Below are 22,974 nucleotides of genomic sequence, written 5' to 3' on the forward strand. Positions count from 1 at the left end.
CCACTCCTCACGCCGGCAGGAACGCCAGCGCGATGCCGGACGCGGTACTGGCCACCGCGGCGCCGATCAGGCTCATCAGCACACCGTGCGACGCGTCGTTGACGGCCAGATCGGAACGGAACGCGATCCACAACCGGCCTGCCGAGAGGATCATCCAGGCCAGGCACGACAGCAGGACGAACCAGAGCAGCCAGTTGAGCAGCTGCATCATCGGCGCCAGCACATCGGCCGGGATCTGCTTGTAGGCGAGCACGGTGATCACGTACCGATGACCGCGTTCATGATGGTGCCCGCGCTCGTCGCCACGACGCCGCCGATCATCGCGCCCGCGACCATCTTCGGCGACTCGAGGCCGCCGCCGGTCCAGCGCTCCCAGGCGAACTTGCCGCCCGCGTAGGTGATGCCGCAGATACCCGACAGCAGCACGAACCAGGTGAGGTACCGCACCAGCTGCAGGATCTTCTCCGAGCCGGGAGGAGCTTCCGGTGTCGGATTACCCACCTGGGCCAGGACAGTGCCGTACGTGTCCTGCACGGCGAGGAGGATCATGCTCATCGGGTGCCTTTCTCCCACTGTAAAGGTGTTGTGCCACAAACACTTCGACGCCGACACACGTTTGTACACCACCGGCGGCCCGAGCGCCCGGCGGTCATGATCGACCCTCCCCCGGCGCGGACGTATCGATACTCGCACGGATGGCGGCGACCAGATCGGTACCGAGCTCGCCGATCTCGGCGGGCACCTCGTCGAGCGGATCGACCCGGCGTTTGCGCGGGGCGACCTCGTCGCCCGGTGACCACACCGGCAACGCCTCCGACTCCACCAGGGTCCATTCCTCGATCCACGGCACCTGCCAGACGTGCCCGGCCAGCGAGCCGACCACGTCCCGGTACCGCCGGATCTCCGGCGGCACCCGTCCCGGCCGCGCCGCGACCGTGATCAGGCCGAGCACCAGTGACGGGCCAGCGAGCCCGGCGTGGTGCTGGCGCAGCAGATCGTGCGCGCGGGTGAGACCGGAGATGGTCTCGCGCGCGACCAGGACGACATAGGGGGATTCGCGCTCGAACACACCGGGCCAGCGGCCACGGGCGTCGGCGGCGGGGGCGAGCACGTGCGCGAGGGTGGTGGCGCCGGAGCCGCCGTGCACCCCGAGCAGCCACACCAGCGGCGCCCGGCCCACCCCGGGCACTGGACGTTCCCAGATCGGCGCGCGCAACGATTCCGGCGGCGCGACGACCCCGATACCGGCGGGCGCCGGTTCACGACGACGACGAAGATTCATAGCGGCCGTCATGATGCCACCCCGGCGAGCAACCGCCCATATGCCGCACGCGTGGTCTCGGCCAGCTCGGCGTGCCGAACCAGCTCACCGCGGGCCAGATGCGGATCGTAGGGGATCTCAACGACCTCGCGCACCCAGCCGGACAGATGCTCGCGCAAATGCTCGGCAACGCGCGAGTCGTCGTGCGAATACTGGTGCGACACAACGATGGTGGTGTCGGCGACGACGCCGGCGCCGTCGTCGCCGTAGTGGTCGTCGAGCCATTCCAGCGTCACCCGCAGGCGGTTGGCGGCGTCGACCCTGGCCGGAATCGCCAATACCAGCGCGATATCGGCGTCGTCGAGCAGGGGACGCAGTTGCCGTCCGGCAATCGGGTTGCCGCCGTCGTAGACCGCGGTGTACCCGCCGGCGTCCAAAGCCCTGGCGACAGTGAGATATGTCGCGCGCCTGCGCAGCGGGGTGGCGTCGCGCCAGAGCAGCCCGAACCCGGAGGTCGAGCGCGACAGGCACTCCTCGAGCGGCGCCGGTTCGTCGTCGCCGCGTCCGTAGACCCAGGACTGCAGGTTCACCGGGTGCAGGTGCTTGTCGGCCCCGCGCAGCGCGAGATCGCTGCCGGCCGCGGTGGCGTCGACCGCCACCGTCGCCGCGCCCTCGGTGACCAGTTCGGCGGCCAGCCCGAGCGCCGTGGTGGTGGTGCCCGCGCCGCCGCACCCGCCGACGACCAGGATCGGCCGGTGTCCGCCGCCCGCGCGATCGCGGTTCTTGCGCCGCAGCCGCACGACCGGCGCCGGATCACCCGCCGCCTCGCCCCACGGCTCCCCCTCGGGGGCGTCGTCGAGCCATCGGCTCCAGTCGTCTGTCATCGCCTCTGCTCCTTACCCTGCCGCGATGCCCGTGATGAGCGTGCGATCGCCGACCTGCGCGGTCCGCACCGACTGCTTGGTGTACGTGGCCGGCGCCCCGGCGGGCCGGAACTCGGTCACCTCCACGGTGTACCGGTTCTCGGCGACCGTGGTGATCCGCACGCAGTGGGTGGTCCCCATCGGGATGGAATCGATGCCGCGCTGGATCACGGCGGCGGGCGAGACCGCGGCGTCGGGGGTGACGACCGACCTGGCCAGCTCGCCGGAGCGAGCCACGTAGTAGGCGTGCTGGAAGGCGAGCACGGCGTCGGGACCGGACGCGGTGCCGCCCGCCTCGTTGCTGCGCAGCACCGTCTCGGTGCGTTCGGTGGGGCACGCGCCCGGGGTGTCGGCCGTCAGGTTGCCCGCGGTGAAGTGCAGGGGCGCCGCGTGCTTGGCGGTGTCGCGACCGAACAGCAGGAAGAACACCCCCGTGGCGGCGAGGACGAGCACGAGCACCGACACCGCGAGCACGATCCAGGCCCGTTGGGCGCGACGGCTGTCACGCAGCGCGCCCGAGGGCTCGAGCACCCTGGCCTCGTCGTAGTCGTCGTCGGCGGCGTCGGGCCAGGGGAACTGGACCAGCTCGGCGTCGTAGTCGTCGTCGGGACCCGGCGCCGGTTCGGCGACCCAGTCCGACCAGCCGCCGGTGAATTCACTGCGGCGCGCGGCCAGTTCAGCGGGCGGCGCAGGCGCCGGTTCGGGCTCCGGCTCGAACCCGCCGACGTACTGCGGCGGAGCCGGGCGGACCGGCTCGACGTCCGCGAAGGCACGGGGATCGAGAGCGATCTTCTGTTCCGGCGGATCGCCCGCCACGATCTCCGGCGCCGGCTCGGGATGCTCGGCGGCCGGTGCGGCGGACGGGGCGCGCTCGGGGCGCTGCGAATATCGGTCGGGACCGTCGTCCTCGCCCGCCGCCTCGGCGGTGGCCTGGCGCGCAGGGTCGGCTGCGTCGGTCTCCGGTTCGAGCGCCGAATACCAGCGCGACAGTTCGTTGTACGACTTCAACATTTCCCCCTTTCCGCGACGCCGGGCACAAGGATTCGCATGTCAGACCTCTCGGTGATCAGTTCACAGAGAACGGGCGGGTGGTGGGAGCGGTGGTTCCGGGTAACGCGGCAGGCGGAGTCGACGCGCCGCCGGATGAGGCGCCATCGGCTCCTGTCCCGAACGGAAATTGTCCCCCACCGGAGGGTTCGGGTGTCGTAGACGCGCCGGTCGGGGAAGTGAAGATTCCGCCACGGCGCTGGTCCGAGCCGCCGAGCGGCACCGCGCCGCTGCCCGAGGTGCCCGCCGCGTCGCGGGCCAGGGCGGCGAACCAGTCGGCCACGTACCTGGTCGGGGTCGCGCCGTCGGCGCCGACGCCCATGCGGGAGTAGGCGTCGTGGCGCTGGGTGGTGTCCCAGTAGCGCACCCAGGTGGAGACGTCCAGGAGTTCCTGGTTGTCGGTGATGTTCTGGGTGACGGCCGTGAACGCCTCGTTGACCAGCCGCACGCCGGTGGTCGGCGGCACCAGTTGCGGGACCGCGCCGGCCAGCTTGGTACCGAGCAAGGTGAGCCCGACCAGCGGGTTCGACAGTGTGGCCGTGGCCAATTCGGCGATGCTCGCCGGGTTGAGCACGCTCTTGACCACGGTGTGCACCGCGTTGAGCCCGATCATGCCGACCTTCAGCAACGCCTGCAGCGCGCTGTTGACGTCGAGCGTGCTGCGCGGGTCGGCCGCGTCGGCGAGACGCTCGGAGATCGACTTCGTCGGCGAGAGCGACACATCGGCGAGCGTGCTGCCGGAGATGTCCTCGTTCACCACCGTCGTCGCGGTCTTGATGGAGGTGAAGGCCAGCGCCTGCGCGATCGAGACCAGCGAGCCGATGGGATCACCGCCGGAGAGTTTCACCTGGCTCACCAGGTTGGTCACCGCGCGCAGCAGCGGTGCGCCCTGCGGCGCGTCGCACGCGAGATCGCCTGTGGCGCAGAAGCTCGCGACCCGGCCCGTGAGGGTGCCGAAGTCGGCGGGTTGCTCGGTCTGGTTACCCAGCCCGCCGCCGGGGGCGGGTGCCTGGCGGACGGCGGCGATGTCGTCGAGGGCGGCGCCCGAGGTGCCCGGCGCCGCGATCGGCGCGGTGCGGTCGGGCGCGCCGGGGAACAGCGGGGCGTTGGCGCCACGGGTCGGGTCGGCGAACAGGGCGACCGCGGCGATCTTGTCGGCGGGCACCGCCCCCTGGTTCGCGCCGACCTCCTGGGCGAACAGCGAGGCCACGTGGGCGCCTTGCGAATAACCGACGACGCCGATCCGCGACTGCGGGCAGCGCTCGATCACCTGGGTGGCCATCGACCGCAGACGTTCGAGCCCGCCCGCGACGGATTCGCTGTAGGGCACCACGCCGCCGGGAACGGCTCCGCCGAAGCCCGCCTCGTAGGGCACATAGGCGCGGTCGACCAGGCCCGGCTCGGCGGCCTTGGCCAGCATCGGGCGGAACACCGTGGACAGCATGCCGGTGTCGGTGCTGGTCGCCGCGTCGGGAGACGATTCTCCGGTGCCCTGAATCCCCAAGGCGTACAGTGCGGGACACGCCGAGATCGAAACGTGCGTGGACGGCGCGTCGGTCGACTTCTCGTCCGCGTGGGCGACACCTGTCGACACGGACGCGAAGGCGACGGTGGACGCGATCATCGTCCCCGCGAGTCGTGCCGAGCACCGAGCCATATCGATCCGCATCACAGTCCATTTCAGGCTGACCAGTGGAGCGTTGAAACGCACTAAACCGTAACAGATTCCGGCCTATCGAACCGCTGCCCTAACTGGCCCTTTCACTGCCCCAGCAAACCCGCCGAGAGCCAGCAACTTCCTGGCGAAACGCTGCCGCGCGGGACACGAAGCGGCCCGGGCACACTCGCGGGTGCCCGGGCCGGTGAACGGGAGTCAGGCCGCGGAGGTGACCCGGTAGACGTCGTACACGCCTTCGACATTGCGCACGACGTTGAGCAGATGTCCCAGATGCTTGGGATCGCCCATCTCGAAGGTGAACTTGCTGATCGCGACGCGGTCACCGTGGGTGGCGACCGACGCCGAGAGGATGTTGACCTTCTCGTCGGCGAGCACCTTGGTCACATCGGAGAGCAGGCGGGTGCGATCCAGCGCCTCGATCTGGATGGCGACGAGGAACACCGACGACGGCGACGGCGCCCACTCCACCTCGATGATGCGCTCCGACTGCGACTGCAGCGACCCGGCATTGGTGCAATCGGTGCGGTGCACACTCACCGCGCCGCCGCGGGTGACGAAACCCATGATCTCGTCGCCCGGCACCGGCGTGCAGCATTTGGCCAGCTTGGCCACGGTCCCCGGCGCACCGGGAATGAGCACGCCCGCGTCGCCGGTGACCCGCTGCCTGGCCGGCGTGGTGGACGGCGTCGACCGCTCGGCCAGTTCGTTCTCGACGTCACCGATCCCGCCGAGCTGGGCCATGAGCCGCTGCACCACGTGATGGGCCGAGACCTGGTGCTCGCCGACGGCGGTGTAGAGCGCGGAGATGTCGGAGTAGTGCAGTTCGTGCGCGACCGCGGTCATGGCGTCGACGCTCATCAGCCGCTGCAGCGGCAGCCCGACCCGGCGCACCTCCTTGGAGATCTGCTCCTTGCCGCTTTCGAGCGCTTCCTCGCGCCGCTCCTTGGCAAACCACTGGCGAATCTTGGCCTTCGCGCGTGGCGAGACGACGAAGTTCTGCCAGTCCCGGCTCGGCCCGGCGTTCTGCGCCTTGGAGGTGAACACCTCCACGACCTCGCCGTTCTCGAGCTGACGTTCCAGCGCGACGAGGCGCCCGTTGACCCTGGCACCGATGCACTTGTGCCCCACCTCGGTGTGCACCGCGTAGGCGAAGTCGACGGGCGTGGACTTCTGCGGCAGCGTGATCACATCGCCCTTGGGGGTGAACACGAAGATCTCCGGCGACTTGAGGTCGAAGCGCAGCGATTCCAGGAACTCGGCGGGGTCGGCGGCCTCGCGCTGCCAGTCGAGCAGCTGCCGCATCCAGGCCATGTCGTCGACCTCGGCGGCGTCCCCGGAGTGCTTGCCCTTGGTCTCCTTGTAACGCCAGTGCGCGGCGATGCCGAATTCGGCGGTGCGGTGCATGTCGTGCGTGCGGATCTGCACCTCGAGCGGCTTGCCGTCGGGGCCGACGACGGTGGTGTGCAGCGACTGGTAGACGCCGTAGCGCGGCTGGGCGATGTAGTCCTTGAACCGGCCCGCCATCGGCTGCCACAGCGAGTGCACGACGCCGACGGCGGCGTAGCAGTCGCGGACCTCCTCGCACAGGATGCGCATGCCGACCAGGTCGTGGATGTCGTCGAAGTCCTTGCCCTTGACGATCATCTTCTGATAGATCGACCAGTAGTGCTTGGGCCTGCCCTCGACGACGGCGTTGATCCGCGAGGCGGCCAGCGTGTTGACGATCTCGGCGCGCACCTTCGCCAGGTAGGTGTCGCGCGAGGGCGCGCGGTCGGCGACCAGGCGCACGATCTCGTCGTACTTCTTGGGGTGCAGGATCGCGAAGGCGAGGTCCTCGAGTTCCCATTTGACGGTGGCCATGCCGAGGCGGTGCGCCAGCGGCGCGATCACCTCGAGGGTCTCCTTGGCCTTCTTGGCCTGCTTCTCCGGCGGCAGGAAGCGCATGGTGCGCATGTTGTGCAGCCGGTCGGCGACCTTGATCACCAGCACGCGCGGGTCGCGGGCCATGGCGATGATCATCTTGCGGATCGTCTCGGCCTCGGCGGCCGCGCCCAGGTTGACCTTGTCGAGCTTGGTGACGCCGTCGACGAGGTGGGCGACCTCCTGCCCGAACTCCTCCTTGAGCTGGTCGAGCGAGTAGCCGGTGTCCTCGACGGTGTCGTGCAGCAGCGCGGCGACCAGCGTGGTCGTGTCCATGCCGAGCTCGGCGAGGATGTTGGCCACGGCCAGCGGATGCGTGATGTAGGGGTCGCCGGACTTGCGGAACTGCTTGGCGTGGCGCTCGTCGGCGACGTCGAAGGCGCGCTGCAGCAGCGCCAGATTCGCCTTCGGGTACAGCTCGCGGTGCACGGTGGCCAGCGGCTCGAGCACCGGCTTGACCGCCGCGATGCCACGCTGGCCGGTCATCCGGCGGGCGAGGCGGGCGCGCACACGCCGCGACGCCGAACTCGGCACCGACGCGGTCGGGGATTGCTTGGGTGGCTCGGGGGTCGCCGGGGTGCCGTTGGTCCGCGGGGTTCCGGTGGACTCCTGCCCAACCTTCGCCTCGCCGAGTTGTCGAGTCATGCCACCGCCTCTCACGCTGCATTCGGACCACGTCGGCCGAGTGCTGCAACCGCCCGGACCACCAACTTTAGTCCCCGCACCGACCTGGTGTTCGATTCCCCGCGGTCACAAGCGTGAGACGGTCGGGACGCGACCCGAAATCGGCCGCCGACCTGCGGATCGTCAGCGTTCGTCGGCGGGCGCGGGCCGGGTGCGCAGGCTGTGGCCGTCGAGCGGTCCGGATGCCACCCCCAGCAGATCGAGCACGGTCGGGGTGATGTCGACGAGGGTGTGCGCGCCGGTGGTCGTACCGGGGGTGAAGTCGGCGCCGCGGGCGATGACGAAGTTCGCGGTCTCGTCGGGCCGCTGGCCGCCGTGTCCGCCGGTGGGCAGGTGGCCGTGGTCGGTGGTGACGAGCACGGTCCACTGTTCGTCCCGGTGGGCGGCGGCGCGCCGGTCGACGGCCGCGACGATGCGCCCGACCAGCGCGTCGGTGCGGCGGATGGCGGCGAGGTAGGCGCGCGAGGCCGCGCCGTGCCGGTGCCCGGCCAGGTCGATCTGGTCGAGGTGGGTGAACACCAGATCGGGCCCGGTGCGTGCGATGGTGGCGACGACCTCGGTCGCGGTGGCGTCGTCGGTGCGTGACTCGTCGGTGTCGCGGGGATCGGGCGCGGTGGTGAGGGCTAGGTCGGCGCGCCGTTCACCGCTGGCGGCGATGGTCGCGATCTGGTGCCAGGTGCCGATGGACACGGTGTGCCGGGCGGGGTCGGCGCGTTCGATCCGGGTGAAGACGCTGGGATGGGCCAGGAAGGGGCGCTCGTCGAAGGTGTTGTCGGTGATGCCGTGCGCGGTGTCCCATACCCCGGTCAGCACGCTCGCCCAGGAGGGGCCGGAGATGGTGATGTGGCCGTCGATGTGTCCGCGCGAGAGCAGGCCCTGGGCGGCGAGGTGACGCAGGCGCGGAGCCTGGACGCGGTCGGCCTTGTCGTAGAGCAGGCCGTCGATCCCGATGACGACGACCTTCGCGACCGCGCCGGGCCGCCCCGCCAGCGGCACCCCGAACGCGGCGGCGCCTGCCATGGGCGGCACCGGATCGTCGAAGGCGGTGTCGGAGCCCGCCGCCGAGCACAGCAGCGGGATGGTCAGGAGGGCGGTGGCTGCGGCCACCAGGACCTTCGCGGGTGCCGACAGCTCGCGCATGTCCTCACGATGCGTCGTGCGCGCTCGACCCGCCGAGCGCGCGCGGCCGTGTTCATCGACGTTTCACCGGCTCCGCGCACCCAGGTCGCCCGCCTGAACGAGGGGCCAACGGCGCCTTGCGTTCTGTCGTCACGCGGCGAGTTCCTCGGCCAGGACGGCGACGGTCTCGCGGATCTGTGCCTCGGTGTGGCAGGCGGTGACGAAGAAGCGCAGCCGCGCCAGGTCCTCGGGGACGGCCGGATAGATGATCGGATTGACGTTGACGCCCCGGCGCAGCAGCGTGTTCGACAGCCGCATCGTGCGCAGCGAGTCACCGATGATGCACGGGATGATCGGGGTGTCGGCGCTGTCGCCGGTGTCGATGCCCGCCGCGCGGGCCAGGCGCAGGAACAGTCGCGCGTTGTGCCGCAGCCGCTCCAGCGGGGCGGGGTCGGCGCGCAGTTGCCGGATCGCGGCGGCGGAGGCAGCGGCGTTCATCGGCGTCATGCCGACGCTGTAGACGAATCCGGGCGTGGTGTATTTCAGGAAGCGAATCAGCTCCGCGCTGCCCGCGACGTATCCCCCGCAGCCTGCCAGCGCCTTCGACATCGTCCCGGACCACAGCTCGACATCGCCGCGGTCCACCCCGAAATGTTCGCCGATGCCGCCGCCGTGGGCGCCGAGCACGCCGATGCTGTGCGCCTCGTCGATCATGAGCAGGGCCCGGTGCCGCTTCTTGATCTCGATGATCGCGGGCAGGTCGGGGATGTCGCCGTCTTGGCTGTAGACACCCTCGATGAGGATCAGGACGCGACGGTAGCGGGGCCGGAGTTCGTCGAGCAGCCGGTCCAGGGCGGCATGGTCGTTGTGCGGGAACGGCCGTCGCGTCGCGCCCGAGAGCACGCACCCCTGCAGGATGCTGTCGTGGGCGAGGCTGTCGTGGATCACCAGGTCGTCGGGGCCGACCAGGTGGCCGATGATGGTGACGTTGGTGGAATGGCCGCCCACCAGCGCGATGGCGTCCTCGGTGCCGAGCAGCGCCGCGAGTTCGGCCTCGAGTTCCCGGTGGACCGGCTTCTCGCCGGAGAGCACCCGGCTGGCCGAGCAGGAGCTGCCGTAGCGGGCGACGGCGTCCTGGACGGCGGCGACGACGGCCGGGTGCCCGGAGAGGCCGAGATAGTTGTAGCTGGAGAAGTTCAGCACCGGGACACCGTCGATCATCGAGGTGTCGCGGGTGACGCCGTCGTTGATCAGGAAGTACGGGTTCTCCAGGCCCAGCGCGGCCGCGCCGCTGAGCCGCTCCTCGATCGCCCGCACCTCGGGGAAGTCGGCGATCCGGTACTCCGGGGTGACGGTGCGCGCCGCCGGTGCGGACAGGGCGGGGCGTGGTTCGCCGGTCCCGGTGACCGGTTCGGGACCGACGTGCTCGGCACCGACCGGCGGCGTGGCGGAAACACCCCGGCCCGCAACGGGTTCGACCTGCTGGGAGACGCAGGCGACGACGTCACCGAGCGTGGTCGCGGCACTCGGCCAGGACGGGTCGATCCGCACGCCCGGCATCTTGCGCATCAGCCCGCCGAACAGATCCGCCAGCATCATGGAGTCGAATCCGAGGGCACCGGTGAGGGTTTCGGTGTCACGGAGCCGGTCGACGGAGTACCCGCTGACCCGTCCGCATTCCGCGCGCACGATGTCGGCGGCCGCGCGGGCGTCCGGACCGGAGGCAGTGCGCGGCGCGCTCTCGGTGGCCCCCACCCCTGCGGACGCGGCGCCGGCTTGCCCCGTGCTCGCCGCGTTCCGCACAGCGGCCACAGGGGCGGTCGTGCCCGAAGCCAGGCTCGCCAGCAGCGCGTTCTGTTCGCGGAAGAGCGCGATCATCTGGTCCATGGTGGTGTCCTCTGCCGGGGTGGCGGGTGGGGTGAGGGTGGTCGGTTCGATCCAGAAGCGGTGTTCGGTCGAGAAGTCGTAGCCGGGCAGGCGACGGCGGACGCGTTGCGCGGGCTCGTAGAGGTGGTCCCAGTCGGGGTCGAGGCCGTCGCGGTACAGCGCGGCGACGGTCTCGGCGAGTTCACGCCCGGTCGCCGCCGGCCCCGGGCTCGGCGCCAGGCAGCGCGGCAGCAGGTCGGGACCGACCAGCTGGGTGAGCTGGCGCCGCGGCCCGATCTCGACGAGATGGGTGGGTTCGGTCCCGAGCGCGGCGGCCAGCGCGTCCCCGAAAAGGACGGTGGCGCCGACGTGTTCGATCCAGTAGTCGGCGTCCATCGTCTCGTCCGCGGCGAGCAGCCTGCCCCGCACGGTCGAATAGACCGGCAGCGCGGGTGCGCGATAGTCGCATTCGGCGGCGACGGCCGCGAATTCCGCCAGCATCGGCGCCATCAGCGGGCTGTGGAAGGCGTGGGACACGGTCAGCGGCTTGGTGTTCACGGCGCGCTCGCCGAGCGCGGTCCTGATCCGGCCGAGCGCGGACGACGCGCCGGCGAGCACCAGGTCCTCGGGCCCGTTCACGGCGGCCACCGCGACCTCGGTTTCCTGGACGAGGAGATCGGCCACGCTATCGCGCGGCGCGCGGACCGCCAGCATCCCGCCGCCGCCGGGCAACCGCTGCATCGCACGGCCACGGGCGACGACCAGTCGGCAGGCGTCGGCGAGCTCGAGCACACCCGCCACCACCGCCGCCGTGAACTCGCCGATGCTGTGCCCGAGCACCCAGGCCGGACGCACCCCGGCGTCGGCGAGTGCCTGCGCCAGCGCGTATTCCATGGCGAAGATGGCGGGCTGCGCGAGTTCGGTGCGGTCGACGCTCGCGGTGTCGTCGAGCAGCAGCGCGCGCACCGAGCGACCGAACGGGGCGGCCATCGCCGCGTCGACGGTGCGCAGCGCGCGCCGGAACGCCCCGCTCTCCGCCTCGAGGCGCCGGGCCATCCCCGCGAACTGCGAGCCCTGCCCGGTGCACAGCCAGCCGACCCGAATCGGTCCCGCCACACCGGTTTCCGCATCGGCGCGCAGGCCGGCGAGCGCCGCGTCGCGGTCGGCCGCGACGATCGCGAGCCGATGACGACCGCTCGACTTCGCCCGGTTGCTCGTCCAGCAGACCTGCGCGAACCGCTCCACCGGCAGCGACCGCAGCGTCTCCGCGAAGCGAACGGCGTTGCGCTCCAGGCCTTCCGCGCTGTCGGCCGAGAGCGTGAGAACCCCACCGCCGCCCGATCCCGTCGACTCGTCGACCGGCGCACTGGCCAGCACGAGGTGCGCGTTGGTGCCGCCGATGCCGAAGCCGCTGACCCCGGCCACCGCCGGGCCCGCCAGCGGCATGGGCTCGGCGATCAGGCGCAGTCCGTGCCGGGCCAGCTGCAGGCGCGGATTCTCCCGGTCGGTGTACTTGGTCGGCGCGACGACACCGTGGTGCAGGCTAAGCGCGACCTTGATGAGTCCGGCGACGCCCGCCGCACCCTCGGTATGGCCGAGATTGCCCTTGATGGAACCGATTCCGCAGGGTCGCGCGCGATCGCGCCCGTGCAGCGCGCCCAGCGCCTTGACCTCGATCATGTCGCCGAGCACCGTCCCTGTGCCGTGCGCCTCGATGAAGTCGACCGCCCCGGCTTCGATGCCCGCCCGGCGCGACGCCTCGGCGATCACCTGCTGCTGCGCCCATCGGCTCGGTGCGGTGATGCCGTTGCTGCGGCCGTCCGAGTTCACAGCGCTGCCCTTGATCACCGCGTAGATCGGCAGTCCTTCGGCCTGGGCGTCGGCCAGGCGGCGCAGGACGAGCACCGCGACACCCTCGCCACGCACGATTCCGTCGGCGTCGGCGCTGAAGGGTTTGCAGCGGGCGTCGGGCGCCGAGAGTCCGGCCTGGGTGTAGAACACCCCGACCGCGGGCGTGAGCACGAGGTTGACGCCGCCGGCGACGGCCTGATCGCACTCGCCGGAAGCCAGTGAGGCACAGGCGAGATGGACCGCGACCAGCGAGGACGAGCAGGCCGTGTCGACCGCCAGGCTCGGCCCCCGCAGGTCCAGCTGGTACGACAGCCGGTTGGCCGTCATGAAGTAGCCGTTGCCCGAGCCGTGCTGCGGGGTGATCGCCGCGTAGTCCGACATCTGCAGATTGGCCCATTCATTGGCCATCACGCCGATGTACACGCCGGTGCGCGAACCGGATTGGGCGCGGGGATCGAGCGTCGCGTCCTCGAACGCGCGCCAGCTCGCCTGCAGCAACAGCCGCTGCTGCGGGTCCATCGTCTCGGCCTCGTGCGGGGTGATGCCGAAGAATTCGTGGTCGAAGGCGTCGGCATCGGCGATGAATCCGCCACGGTGGGTGTTGACGGTGCCCGGCCCGCCCGCCGGATCGTGGAAGTCCTCGGCGCGCCAGCGGTTCGCCGGAACCGCCGAGATCGCGTCGCGGCCGTCGAGCAGCAGCTGCCACAGCGCCGCTGGATCGGCCGCCTGGGGAAAGCGGCAGTCCATGCCGACGATCGCGATATCGGTCATGCCGGATCTCCTCGGCGTGCTCGGGCGGCCTCCGTGGTCACGCTCCGCTGCCGCCTCCGGCCGCTGACCGCTCACGACTCCACCTCGCAGGCGCTCGGCTCTGTCGCGTGCGAGGGCGCGGGCCGATGGTTCGGTCGCCGGCGCTCACTCATGCCGCGACGGCGAACTCGTCGGCGAGGAAGCCGGCGATCGCGGTGATGGTCGGATAGTCGAAGACCAGGGTCGGGTCGATCTCCACGTACCAGCGGTCCTCGATCTCGCCGCACAGCGACACCGCCGAGACGGAGTCCATGCCGAGTTCGGCCAGCGGGATCGACGGATCCACCTGGTGTGCGGCACGGTCGGTGTAGTCGGCGACGCGTTCGACGAGCCAGTCCTGGATCGGCGACTGCGACTGGGGGGTGCTGCGGAACATACTGGGCTCCTGAATGATTCGAGGCGATCAGACGGTCAGCGCGCGGTCGAGCGCCGGTTCGAGGTCCTCGTGCAGCACCCGTTCGAGGTCGTGCGCGAGGAAGGCCGCACGCATCGAGCCGCGCTTGACCTTGCCGCTGGTGGTGCGGTGCACCGCGCGGGCCGAGCGGGCGGCGAGGAGCACGACGTTCGGCGCGGGCACGTCGAATCCGCGGGCCACCGCGCGCTTGATGGTCGCGCTCAGTTCGGCGAGGGTGCTGTCGCCGAGCAGTTCCGGACGCGCGCCCTGCATCACGACCAGGCGTTCGCGGCCGAGCACGTCGACCGAGACCACCGCGCCCGCGTTGCCCGCGAGGGCGGGATGCAGATCCTGGACGAGTTCCTCCACATCGGCGGGATGGATGTTGCGGCCGTTGACGATCATCAGGTCCTTGAGCCGGCCCGCGACGTACAGCTCGCCGCCGTGCACCAGGCCGAGATCACCGGTCCGCAGGTACGGCCCGTCTGCACCGAGGTGGGCGTCGAAGACCGCGCGGGTCTCGGCGGGCCGGTTCCAGTACCCGGCGGCGACGCTGTCTCCGCGCACCCAGATCTCGCCGGTCGCGCCGTCGGGAAGTTCGGCGCCGGTCGCGGGATCGACGATCCGGATCTCGATGCCGTCGGCCGGGTGTCCACAGCTGACCAGCGGCGCCTCGCCCGCCCGGTCGTAGTACGCCGGTGTCGACCCGATGCGCGTGGAGGCGGCCAGCAAGGTCGCCTCGGCCAGTCCGTAGGCGGGCAGGAACGCGGTGGGACGCAGCCCGGCGGGCGCGAAGCGCGCGAGGACCGCCTCGATCGTGCGGGCCCGCACCGGTTCCGCGCCGCTCAGGGCGGCCTCCAGGCTGCTCAGGTCTAGCGCGGCGAGTTGCTCGTCGTCGACCCGGCGCAGGATCAGGTCGTAGGCGAAGTTGGGGGCGGCGGTGTAGGTCGCGCGGTAGCGGTCGATGGCCTGCAGCCAGCGCACCGGGCGCTTGATGAACGTCGTCGGCGCCATGAACACCAGATTCGCGCCCGCGTAGGCCGCGCCGAGCAGCATGCCGATCAGGCCCATGTCGTGGAACTGCGGAATCCAGCTGACGCCCGTCGAGTCCGCGGTGATCCCGCGCGCGGCGATCGCCGCCTCGTTGTGCAGCAGATTGCGGTGCGTGACGACGACGCCCTTGGGCGTCCCGGTGGAGCCCGAGGTGTACTGCAGGAAGGCGATCGTGCCCGGGTCGAGGTCGGGCAGCTGCCAGGCGTCGGCGTCGCCGAGCGGTTGGTCGGTCGCGACCACGGTCGCGGCGGTGGCGGCCTCGACCAGCGGGACGAAGTCGGCGGTGGTCAGGACGAGCTCGGCGCCGGAGTCGGCGATGACGCCGCGCACCCGCCGCGCGGCCCGCTCCTCGTGCGGCAGCGGTGCGGGGACCGCGACGACGCCGGCGTAGAGGCAGCCGAGGAACGCCCGCAGGAAGGCCATGCCGTCGAGGTAGAGCAGCACGACCGGTCGCGTGGCCTCGGGGCGCTGGGACAACCACTGGGCGAACGCGCGGGCGTCGCGGTCGAGCGCGCGGTAGGTGACGCTCTCCTCGACCAGCTCGCGGCCGGATTCCCGCAGGTAGACATAGCGGCGGTCGTCCCCGTAGCGCTCGAACTGCTGCCGGACGTGGTGTACGTAGCTGGCCTGCATGGCGTCCTTCCGCGGCGGATTTTCGGGGCTGGCTATTACTCTGCGCGCCCCCGCGGCCGCCCGGAAGCGCCCTCAGGGCCGGGCTGTCGAACCCTCAGGGTGGGTCCCTCCACCCCCTGTGGTGGAGGGACAATCGCGTTGACAGCCGCGGTCCGCTGTGGCCTCCTCGGCGGGTGGGGACCACCGCTTCGATCCGTCTCGCCGCCACCGCCGATCTGCACCTGCGACCGGCCGTCGCCGGAAAGTTCCGGCCCGGCTTCCTCGACCTCGCCCGGCACGCCGATCTGTTGCTGCTCGGCGGTGATCTCACCGAGGGCGGCACCGTGGCGAATACCGAGCTGCTGTGTGCCGAGCTCGCCGATCTGCCCGTCCCGGTGGTCGCCGTCCTCGGCAATCACGACCACGACGAGGACCGCGGCGAGTTCATCACGCGACGCCTCACCGACACCGGAGTCGTTGTGCTCGACGGCGATTCGACGATTCTGACGATCCGGGGGCACCGGATCGGGATCGCCGGGGTGATGGGCGGCTCCGGCGGGTTCCCCGGACATCCCGGCGATCCAGAGCGGGGGTCGGCCGAGCATCGGGCCCGGATGCGCCGAGGACCGGTCGACGCGGTGCGCCTACGGCAAGCACTGGACGGCCTCGACTGCGCCACGCGGGTCGCGCTGACCCACTTCTCCCCTGTCACCGACACGCTCGCGGGTGAGCCCGTGTGCATCTACCCTGGATTGGGCTGTCATGCCCTGGGCGAGGCGATCGACGCCGGCCGCGCCTCCCTCGCCCTCCACGGCCACGCGCACGCGGGCAGCGAGTGCGGCCGCACCGAGGGCGGTGTGGCCGTCCGCAATGTGTCCTATCCGGTGCTGCGCCGCACCTACGCGGTCTACGGCCTCGCGGTGGACACGGGCCGGGAGGTGAGCCGCGTCAGGCCGCCGAGTCCGTGAAGGCCCAGACGACCGCGGGCCTGCCGGTGGCCTTCACCCGTCGCCGTTCGCCGGTGCGCTCGAGCCCCGGAATGGCCGCGAGCGTCCGGTTCAGGTTGGCCGGATCCGGGCGGGTGCCGTGCAACGAGGTACTCAACTCGACCGCGCGGGTGGCGGGGAATTCGGCGCCGGCCAGGGCGCGTGTCAGGTTCCGGTCCTTCCACAGCAGCGCGGCGAGCAGGCCGCGGCTGGTGCCGACGATGCGGTTGTGGTCGAAGGCCAGCGGGGGCACCGCGTCGAATTCGACCCACTCGGCCGGGCCCTCGTGCTCGGCGACCACGGCCCACATGGCGATCGACAGCGTCGGACCGCGCGGATCGCGGTGCGGCTCATCGAAGGTGACGAGCTGACCGACCGCGCCGATCGCCTCGACCGGCACACCGAGCTTGGTGTGGACGGCCCGCCGCGCGGCGTCGGCCAGCCGTTCGCCCCGGCCGAGCAGCACGCCGGGCAGGGCGAGTTCGCCGGTGAACGGCTCGAACTCGCGGGCGGCGATCCCGATGCGCACCGCGCTGTCGGCCTCCCAGCACCGCAACGTCACGACATCGATCGATACGACGGATTGCTCCACGTCGTGCCATCCTGCCGGAAGCGCGCGCCGAATGGGAACCTCCGATCCCGCCGGTCCGCCGCGCGGATATGCCCCGGCGAACGGTGGCGGACACGCGACCGCGTTCACGCGGTCCGTGCGCCCGCGGCCACCCGGTGGGGACCGAGCACCGGCCCGCGCGGGACGCGATCCCCGCGTTCCGGTCCGTGACCGGTCAGGACGACCGGCGCGCCGAGGCGGCGGGCGAGCCAGTCCGCCGGATCGCCGTCGACGGGTTCGAGCACCGGGGTCGCCGCCGACAGCAGGCCGGTGAGCCGTTCCTGGTGCTCGAGATCACGCCACCGGCCCGGGACGAGGTCGGTGACCGTTCCCGCCGCCGTCTCGTATGCGGCTGCGGCACAGCCGTTTCCGATGGCGTCGAGATGATTGACCACCAACCCGTCGATTCCGCCGCACACCTCGACGGCGTAGCGCAGCAGGATCGGATCGAGGTGCCCCTGCCGGAACGCGCCCTGGTAGGGCCCGGTGTCGTTGTGCGGCTCCGGGTTGCCCAGCGGCGCCTCCGTCGGCAGCGGACCCGCGCCGTGCCGGGTCATGTAGGTGCGTGTGACACCGAGAACCCGTGCGGTGCCGCCGATTCCGGCGATCATGGCGCGGGCGTTGCGCGGTTCCACCGTCGACCAGGTGGTGTGCGGGTGCAGTCCGCGCCATTCGTCGAGCAGCACGCCCTGCGCGCCCTCGAAGACGAGCCTGCCCCGCGCCGCCGCCCGCGCGAGCGCGCCGTCCTCGGCGATCCGCACCGCCCGGGCGAAGTCGCGGTACATCCGCACCAGCTCGTCGATCGGTTCGTAGTGGTGTGCGCTCGGCCCGATCAGCGCGTCGTAGTGCGCGGCCAGCCGATCCAGCTTGGCACGCAGGACGGCGGGCGCGCGGCAGTCGGCGACTGTCGGTGCCGCGTGCGCCAGGGCGTACCAGGCGGTTTCGCCGATGCCACGCCCGCAGGAACCGTGCCGCGAGGAACCCCTCGCGTCCTCGCGGGCACGGTTGGCCGCGATGTGGATCGGCGTGGTCAGCAGGGCGCGCCCGTCGACGGTGAGCAGTCCCAGCGGATCGCGCACACCGAGCGCCGCGAGCCGCTCGGACTCGGCGGCCAGCGACATCGGCTCCACGAGCATGTGCCGCGACAGCAGAGTCGGCACGCCGTGGAAGGTGCCCGCACCGAACTGGGCGAAGGTGTGGTGCCGACCGTCGGCGACGACGTTGTGCGCGGCCTGCGCGCCGCCGTTGAACCGCACGACCGCCGCCACCCCGAGGTCGGCCTCGGGAGCGCACAGCCAGTCGACCGTCGCGCCCTTGCCCGCGTCACCGAAGCCGAGGTCGACGACGACCAGGTGCTCCCTGTCGAACATGGCTGTGCTCCTTCGCATCACACCGGTCACCTGCCGGGCGGCAGCGCTCGGACGCTCCTGACCGGCTTCGCGCCGAGCGCCCTGCCCACCGCGTCCGCCTCCTCCACCGAGCCGACATCGCGCAGATCGGCCAGGCCGGTGTCGACGTCGACGCGGTCCTCCCCCAGCCCGATGGTCAGCGCGATCAGTTCGCAGACCGCGCCGGGGTCGTCGAGCTTCAGGAAGTTCTGGCCCAGCAGGCCCGCCCAGTGCTCGGCGATCTCCGGATCGCGGTAGTACGCCGACTGATTCGGCAGGATGTAGTAGACGTGCCAGCGTTCGGCCAGCTCCCGGTAGATCGACTCGACGGACACGTCGCGGCGCACGTGATCGCCGATGACCGACCTGATGTGCCGGGCGGCAAGGCGCGGCTTGTTCAGCTCGTCGCCGATCACGAACAGATAGCCGCGCTTGCCCCGCTTCTCCCAGGCGTCGGTCACCACGTGCTGGGCCATGAAATAGGCGGCCAGCTCGTAGCTTTCGGACTTCTGCCCGCCTCCGCCGCCTTCGAGCAGGATCGAGCGCAGCTGCTCGTCCATCCGGTTGTCCGATTCGAACTGCCCCACCTGCAGCGGCACCCGGTCGGTGTCGGCGTCGCCGATCGCGCCGAACAGCACCTGCGGATCCTGTGCGTAGCCTTTGCTTTTCAGCAGCCCGTGCAGCTTCCCGAGCTTGTCCTGCATGATCCGCGGCACCCGGCCCATCGATCCGGTGACGTCGAACAGCACCGCCACCGGCAGCGAGTTCCCGTGCTCCGCCGAATCCCGGCACTCGCGCACCCCCACCCCGAACGGATCCAGTGCCGGATGCGCACACCAGGTGTCATACGCCTGCTCCCGCATCCGCGCGGTGTACCCGAAGTCGTCCTCCCCCGCCCGCGCCCGAAACGTTTTCCCCGCCCGGTACGCCCTGTCATCCCAGTTCCCATACCCCACCAGAACCACTCCCTTCGATCGTCCGTCGTTTTAGTCTATTCAACCAAAACAACGAACGTCAAGAGCCCAGCCGATTCACCCCTCGCGGCCCACATCGGCTACCTTCTGGCGCATGCCATCGGCTCCGCACGAAGTGGTGATCGATCTCTTCCAGCAGCAACCGGCCCTCGTCGCTCCGCTGCTGACCGAATTGGGCTGCCGCCTACCCGAATACGAATCCATCACCACCGTCCCCGGAGACGCGACCGTGCTGGCCCCGACCGAGTACCACGCCGATGCGGTGGTCGCCTTCCACCGTGGCGGTGAGCGCGTCCTGGCCGTGGTCGTCGAGGTGCAACTGCGACCGGATCCCGACAAGCGCTGGTCGTGGCCGGTCTACGTCACCTCGCTGCGAGCTCGCCTCCGCTGCCCCACGCTCCTGATGGTCGTCTGCCCCGACGCCAAGACGGCGCGATGGGCCGCGAAACCGATCGACCTCGGCTACGGCAACCCGCCCGTCGGGCTGTCCCCGCTGGTGCTCGATCCGGCGGGCGTACCCGTTGTCACCGACATCGACGTGGCGGTCGACCTGCCCGAACTGGCCGTACTGTCGGCCCTCGCCCACCCGAGCCATCCCGAGCACCGCCAGGTCTGGAAAGCCCTGCTCGCGGCCCTCGGCGCTCTCGGTGGCGACCGCGCCGCGCTGTACTATGACTTCATCCTGTCGACGCTGCCCGCCGCAGCGCGATCCGAGTGGGAGGCACTGATGGCCGCCGGGCTCCAAGGCTACGAATACCGCAGCGAGTTCGCCCGCAAGTACTTCGCCGAGGGCGAAGCACGCGGGGAAGCCAAATCAGTGCTGACCGTCCTCGACGCCCGCGGCATCACCGTGCCCGCCGACATCCGCGACCACATCCTGAACTGCGACGATCTGGACCAACTCCAGAAGTGGCTCCGCAAGGCGCTCGAGGTCAACCGGGCAGCCGACCTCCTGGGCTGACCTCACCCGTCTTTCCGTCCCGGCGGCTCGGGGAGCCTACGGTCGGGTGAACGGCTGCACTCGAGTAAGAGGACCCGATGCGCCCATGACCGAGGACCCTGAGGGCGTGCCCGTCGCCCGATTCCGGCGGGCCACCGTCGACAACGACATTCCCGCGCTGCTCGACACCCTGACCGAGGACGCTGAGCTCGTCTCACCGATCTCGGGACGCATGGTCTTCCGCGGCCGCGGCGACCTCACCCCACTCCTGACGATCATCTACCGGGCGCTGCGCGATCTGCGCTGGACCGACACCGTCGGCACAGGCGACACACGGGTCCTGTTGGGCGAGGCCAGGTTCGGGCCCTTCTCCCTGACGGAGGCGCTGGTGCTCGAGCTCGCGCCGGACGGGCGCATCCGACGGCTGCGCCCGCACCTGCGCCCCTTGGCCGCGATACTCGCCTTCACCCTGTGGCTCGGCCCCGCCATGGCCAGACACCCGGCGGTCGTCCGGCGCGCCGCCGGGTTCTAGGAACCTGCCTCGGCCAATCCCTCCGGGGTGAGTTCGAGGGTGCGGGTGATTCCGATGTCGTCGAGGAAGCGTTGATCGTGGCTGACCACGATCAGCGCGCCTTCGAAGCCGGCCAGGGCCTGGGTGAGGTGGGTGAGGCTGGGCAGGTCGAGGTTGTTGGTCGGCTCGTCGAGCATCAACAGGCGCGGGGCGGGTTCGGCGAGGAGCAGCGTCGCCAGCGCCGCGCGCAACCGCTCCCCACCCGAGAGGGCCCCGGCCGCGACGTCGGCGTCGGCGCCGCGGAACAGGAAGCGCGCCAACTGTGCCCGGATCCGCTCCGGGGAGGCGTGCGGCGCCGCGTCGGCTACATTCTCGAAGACGCTGCGCTGCTCGTCGAACACGTCGAGCCGCTGCGGCAGCAGCCGCCACGGGACCTTCGGGCCCTCCTCGACGATCCGGCGCAACAGCGTGGTCTTGCCCGCGCCGTTGCGTCCGGTGAGCGCGATGCGTTCCGGTCCGCTCACCCGCAGGTCCACCACCGGACCGTTGGCCAGCCGAGCCCGCTCGAGCGTGACGACGTCCTGGCCCGGATACAGCCGGGTGTCGGGCAGGTCGATCCGGATCTCGCGGTCGGCGCGCACCGATTCCGCAGCCTGGTCGAGGGTTTCGCGCGCGCTCTCGAGCTTCTCGATGTGGGCGGTGCGCAGTTTGCCCGCCGACACCTCGGCCGCGTTCTTGCGCAATCCGGCCACGATCTTGGGCACCCGCTTGGATTCCTGCGCCTTCTGCGCGAACCGCTGCCTGCGATCCAGTTTCGTCCGCGCCTCGACCAATTCGCGCGCCTGCCTGCGAACGTCGCTGCGGGCATCGCGCACCGCCGCCCGCGCCGCCTCCTGTTCCTGCTCGACGATCCGTTCATAGGCACTGAAATTGCCGCCGAAGGACCGGATCTCCCCGGACCGCAGTTCGGCGATGCCGTCCATCCGGTCCAGCAGCTCCCGGTCGTGACTCACCACGACGACGGTGCCCCCGAACTGACGGATCACGTCGTAGAGGCGCGCACGCGCGACCACGTCGAGATTGTTGGTCGGCTCGTCGAGCAGCAGCACCTCGGGGTCGCGCAGCAACTCCGCGACGAGTCCGAGCAGCACGGTCTCGCCGCCGGAAAGCGTGTCGAGGGTGCGGTCGAGGTCGGCGACCGAGCCCGCGACGTAGTCGAGGCCCAGCTTGCCCAGCAGGGCGATCGCCTCCTCCTCGATCTGCCACTGGACCCCGACGGTGTCGAAGTCCTCGGGGTCACCCACACCGCTCTCGATGCGCTGGATCGCGGCCCTGACCTCGGCGATGCCGAGCACGGTCTCGACCCGCTGCCCGGTGCGCATACCGAGGTCCTGGCGCAGGTAGCCGAGGCGCCCCGGCACGGTGATCGACCCGCGCAGCGGGCGCAGCTCCCCGGCGATCAACCGCATCAGCGTGGACTTGCCCGCCCCGTTGCTGCCGACGAGCCCGATCTGGCCCGGTCCGAGGACTGCGTCGAGGCCGTCGAAGACGACGGTGCCGTCCGGCCAATGGAAAGTGAGATCGGAAAAAGAAAGAGTTGCCATGCGGATCCCCTGGAGGTGCGACGGATGCACGGTGCGCGGAATGCGGACCGTCCGGAAGCGCTACCTCAAGAAATCAACGCACGACTCCGATCGCCGGGAACAAGACCATTCATTGATACACCCCGGCGCCGGATCACGCCACCCCTTTTTCGCGGGGCGGTCCCGCTACAGCTCGACGATCGAGGTGAGCGGGTAGTCGCCCTGGTGCTCGCGGCCCTTCAGGAACCCTAGTTCCAGGACGACGGCGGCGGCCACGACCTCGGCGCCCACCTCGGTGAACAGCGCGGCCGCGGCGGCGAGGGTGCCGCCGGTGGCGAGGACGTCGTCGAGCAGCAGGATGCGCTTGCCGGTCAGCTCGACGCCGTCGGCCGGGATTTCCAGTGCGGCCGAACCGTATTCGAGCTGGTACTCGCGCGAGACCACCGGCGGGGGCAGCTTTCCGCCCTTGCGGATGGCGAGCACACCGGTTCCGAGGGTGGCCGCGACGCCGGCACCGAGCAGGAAGCCCCGCGCGTCGACGCCGGCGACGAGGTCGACGTCGGGGGCCACGGCCGCCAGGCAGTCGATGACGGCGCGGAAGCCCTCGGCGTCGGCGAAGACCGGTGTCAGATCCGCGAAACGCACACCCGGCGTGGGGAAGTCGTCGTGCCAGCGGGTCAGCCGATGCACCGCGTCCGCGGCCTTGCCGGTCCGCTCACTGACCTGGTCGTCGGACTCGACCACCGCGTGCTTGCTCATCGACA

At 71.0% G+C, this 22,974-nt stretch carries 19 protein-coding genes; 3 read left to right on the forward strand and 16 right to left on the reverse strand.

The genetic code is table 11. The annotated features are described in order from the left end of the window. Positions 1 to 7 precede the first annotated feature (7 nt). The 11 genes from AB0H56_RS22450 to AB0H56_RS22500 all read right to left on the reverse strand — a co-directional run bounded on the left by AB0H56_RS22450 (position 8) and on the right by AB0H56_RS22500 (position 15,239). Entirely contained in the window at positions 8 to 262 is a 255-nt protein-coding gene (locus AB0H56_RS22450; protein ID WP_110035603.1) for a hypothetical protein, read from the reverse strand. Beyond that, positions 259 to 555 carry a hypothetical protein gene (locus AB0H56_RS22455; protein WP_022566424.1) on the reverse strand — a complete coding sequence of 99 codons (297 nt, stop codon included), beginning with the start codon at positions 553 to 555 and terminating at the stop codon, positions 259 to 261. The genes AB0H56_RS22450 and AB0H56_RS22455 overlap by 4 nt, the downstream gene beginning before the upstream one ends. A 94-nt stretch (positions 556 to 649) precedes the next feature. Beyond that, entirely contained in the window at positions 650 to 1,282 is a 633-nt protein-coding gene (locus tag AB0H56_RS22460) for a hypothetical protein (RefSeq protein WP_357166460.1), read from the reverse strand. Positions 1,283 to 1,290: 8 nt separating this feature from the next. Then, positions 1,291 to 2,145: a hypothetical protein gene (locus AB0H56_RS22465; protein WP_357166463.1), complete on the reverse strand. Its 855-nt coding sequence runs from the start codon at positions 2,143 to 2,145 to the stop codon at positions 1,291 to 1,293. A gap of 12 nt (positions 2,146 to 2,157) precedes the next feature. Beyond that, complete coding sequence (locus AB0H56_RS22470; RefSeq protein ID WP_357166466.1) at positions 2,158 to 3,195, reverse strand: hypothetical protein; 1,038 nt, start codon at positions 3,193 to 3,195, stop codon at positions 2,158 to 2,160. Positions 3,196 to 3,250: 55 nt separating this feature from the next. Beyond that, positions 3,251 to 4,825 (reverse strand): cutinase family protein, encoded by a 1,575-nt coding sequence (locus AB0H56_RS22475; RefSeq protein WP_357166469.1) that lies wholly within the window; start codon positions 4,823 to 4,825, stop codon positions 3,251 to 3,253. A 279-nt stretch (positions 4,826 to 5,104) separates the two neighbouring features. Next, positions 5,105 to 7,474: a RelA/SpoT family protein gene (locus AB0H56_RS22480; RefSeq protein ID WP_357166472.1), complete on the reverse strand. Its 2,370-nt coding sequence runs from the start codon at positions 7,472 to 7,474 to the stop codon at positions 5,105 to 5,107. A gap of 162 nt (positions 7,475 to 7,636) precedes the next feature. Further along, entirely contained in the window at positions 7,637 to 8,653 is a 1,017-nt protein-coding gene (locus AB0H56_RS22485) for an alkaline phosphatase family protein (protein ID WP_357166475.1), read from the reverse strand. Positions 8,654 to 8,782: 129 nt separating this feature from the next. Continuing rightward, on the reverse strand, positions 8,783 to 13,120 hold the full coding sequence (locus tag AB0H56_RS22490) for an aminotransferase class I/II-fold pyridoxal phosphate-dependent enzyme (protein WP_357166478.1): 4,338 nt from the start codon (positions 13,118 to 13,120) through the stop codon (positions 8,783 to 8,785). Between the two features lie 148 nt (positions 13,121 to 13,268). Then, positions 13,269 to 13,535, reverse strand: coding sequence for an acyl carrier protein (locus AB0H56_RS22495; RefSeq protein ID WP_357166481.1), 267 nt, complete (start codon positions 13,533 to 13,535; stop codon positions 13,269 to 13,271). 27 nt (positions 13,536 to 13,562) lie between these two features. Continuing rightward, entirely contained in the window at positions 13,563 to 15,239 is a 1,677-nt protein-coding gene (locus AB0H56_RS22500) for a fatty acyl-AMP ligase (RefSeq protein WP_357166483.1), read from the reverse strand. Between the two features lie 173 nt (positions 15,240 to 15,412). Between AB0H56_RS22500 and AB0H56_RS22505 the strand changes: the two genes are divergently transcribed. Further along, on the forward strand, positions 15,413 to 16,186 hold the full coding sequence (locus AB0H56_RS22505) for a metallophosphoesterase (protein ID WP_357166486.1): 774 nt from the start codon (positions 15,413 to 15,415) through the stop codon (positions 16,184 to 16,186). On the opposite strand, the gene AB0H56_RS22510 is transcribed toward AB0H56_RS22505, so the two are convergent. From AB0H56_RS22510 to AB0H56_RS22520, 3 genes are all read right to left on the reverse strand, one after another. Further along, on the reverse strand, positions 16,167 to 16,796 hold the full coding sequence (locus tag AB0H56_RS22510) for an NUDIX hydrolase (RefSeq protein WP_357166489.1): 630 nt from the start codon (positions 16,794 to 16,796) through the stop codon (positions 16,167 to 16,169). The genes AB0H56_RS22505 and AB0H56_RS22510 overlap by 20 nt on opposite strands. A 104-nt stretch (positions 16,797 to 16,900) precedes the next feature. Then, positions 16,901 to 18,184, reverse strand: a complete 1,284-nt coding sequence (locus AB0H56_RS22515) for an adenylosuccinate synthetase (RefSeq protein WP_357166492.1) — start codon at positions 18,182 to 18,184, stop codon at positions 16,901 to 16,903. A gap of 26 nt (positions 18,185 to 18,210) precedes the next feature. Beyond that, positions 18,211 to 19,158, reverse strand: coding sequence for a hypothetical protein (locus AB0H56_RS22520; RefSeq protein WP_357166495.1), 948 nt, complete (start codon positions 19,156 to 19,158; stop codon positions 18,211 to 18,213). A 112-nt stretch (positions 19,159 to 19,270) separates the two neighbouring features. Here AB0H56_RS22520 and AB0H56_RS22525 point away from each other — a divergent pair, with 112 nt between their 5' ends. Together AB0H56_RS22525 and AB0H56_RS22530 are read left to right on the forward strand one after the other, a co-directional pair. Further along, positions 19,271 to 20,137 carry a hypothetical protein gene (locus AB0H56_RS22525; RefSeq protein ID WP_357166498.1) on the forward strand — a complete coding sequence of 289 codons (867 nt, stop codon included), beginning with the start codon at positions 19,271 to 19,273 and terminating at the stop codon, positions 20,135 to 20,137. 85 nt (positions 20,138 to 20,222) lie between these two features. After that, the gene (locus AB0H56_RS22530) at positions 20,223 to 20,648 is read left to right on the forward strand and encodes a nuclear transport factor 2 family protein (RefSeq protein ID WP_357166501.1); all 426 of its coding nucleotides are present in this window, start codon (positions 20,223 to 20,225) and stop codon (positions 20,646 to 20,648) included. Here the strand turns inward: AB0H56_RS22530 and AB0H56_RS22535 are convergent. After that, complete coding sequence (locus AB0H56_RS22535; RefSeq protein WP_357166504.1) at positions 20,645 to 22,231, reverse strand: ATP-binding cassette domain-containing protein; 1,587 nt, start codon at positions 22,229 to 22,231, stop codon at positions 20,645 to 20,647. The genes AB0H56_RS22530 and AB0H56_RS22535 overlap by 4 nt on opposite strands. Before the next feature lie 165 nt (positions 22,232 to 22,396). Next, positions 22,397 to 22,969: an adenine phosphoribosyltransferase gene (locus tag AB0H56_RS22540; RefSeq protein WP_357166507.1), complete on the reverse strand. Its 573-nt coding sequence runs from the start codon at positions 22,967 to 22,969 to the stop codon at positions 22,397 to 22,399. Between the last annotated feature and the right edge of the window lie 5 nt (positions 22,970 to 22,974).

It is taken from the genome of Nocardia sp. NPDC050717 (assembly GCF_040654275.1).
Lineage (GTDB): Bacteria > Actinomycetota > Actinomycetes > Mycobacteriales > Mycobacteriaceae > Nocardia.

Coding starts and splice junctions, on each gene's coding strand:
- AB0H56_RS22500 (WP_357166483.1), bottom strand. CDS start 15,239: ATGCAGGCCAGCTACGTACACCACGTCCGGCAGCAGTTCGAGCGCTAC.
- AB0H56_RS22490 (WP_357166478.1), bottom strand. CDS start 13,120: ATGACCGATATCGCGATCGTCGGCATGGACTGCCGCTTTCCCCAGGCG.
- AB0H56_RS22535 (WP_357166504.1), bottom strand. CDS start 22,231: ATGGCAACTCTTTCTTTTTCCGATCTCACTTTCCATTGGCCGGACGGC.
- AB0H56_RS22465 (WP_357166463.1), bottom strand. CDS start 2,145: ATGACAGACGACTGGAGCCGATGGCTCGACGACGCCCCCGAGGGGGAG.
- AB0H56_RS22485 (WP_357166475.1), bottom strand. CDS start 8,653: ATGCGCGAGCTGTCGGCACCCGCGAAGGTCCTGGTGGCCGCAGCCACC.
- AB0H56_RS22460 (WP_357166460.1), bottom strand. CDS start 1,282: ATGAATCTTCGTCGTCGTCGTGAACCGGCGCCCGCCGGTATCGGGGTC.
- AB0H56_RS22525 (WP_357166498.1), top strand. CDS start 19,271: ATGCCATCGGCTCCGCACGAAGTGGTGATCGATCTCTTCCAGCAGCAA.
- AB0H56_RS22540 (WP_357166507.1), bottom strand. CDS start 22,969: ATGAGCAAGCACGCGGTGGTCGAGTCCGACGACCAGGTCAGTGAGCGG.
- AB0H56_RS22480 (WP_357166472.1), bottom strand. CDS start 7,474: ATGACTCGACAACTCGGCGAGGCGAAGGTTGGGCAGGAGTCCACCGGA.
- AB0H56_RS22515 (WP_357166492.1), bottom strand. CDS start 18,184: ATGTTCGACAGGGAGCACCTGGTCGTCGTCGACCTCGGCTTCGGTGAC.
- AB0H56_RS22495 (WP_357166481.1), bottom strand. CDS start 13,535: ATGTTCCGCAGCACCCCCCAGTCGCAGTCGCCGATCCAGGACTGGCTC.
- AB0H56_RS22530 (WP_357166501.1), top strand. CDS start 20,223: ATGACCGAGGACCCTGAGGGCGTGCCCGTCGCCCGATTCCGGCGGGCC.
- AB0H56_RS22470 (WP_357166466.1), bottom strand. CDS start 3,195: ATGTTGAAGTCGTACAACGAACTGTCGCGCTGGTATTCGGCGCTCGAA.
- AB0H56_RS22455 (WP_022566424.1), bottom strand. CDS start 555: ATGAGCATGATCCTCCTCGCCGTGCAGGACACGTACGGCACTGTCCTG.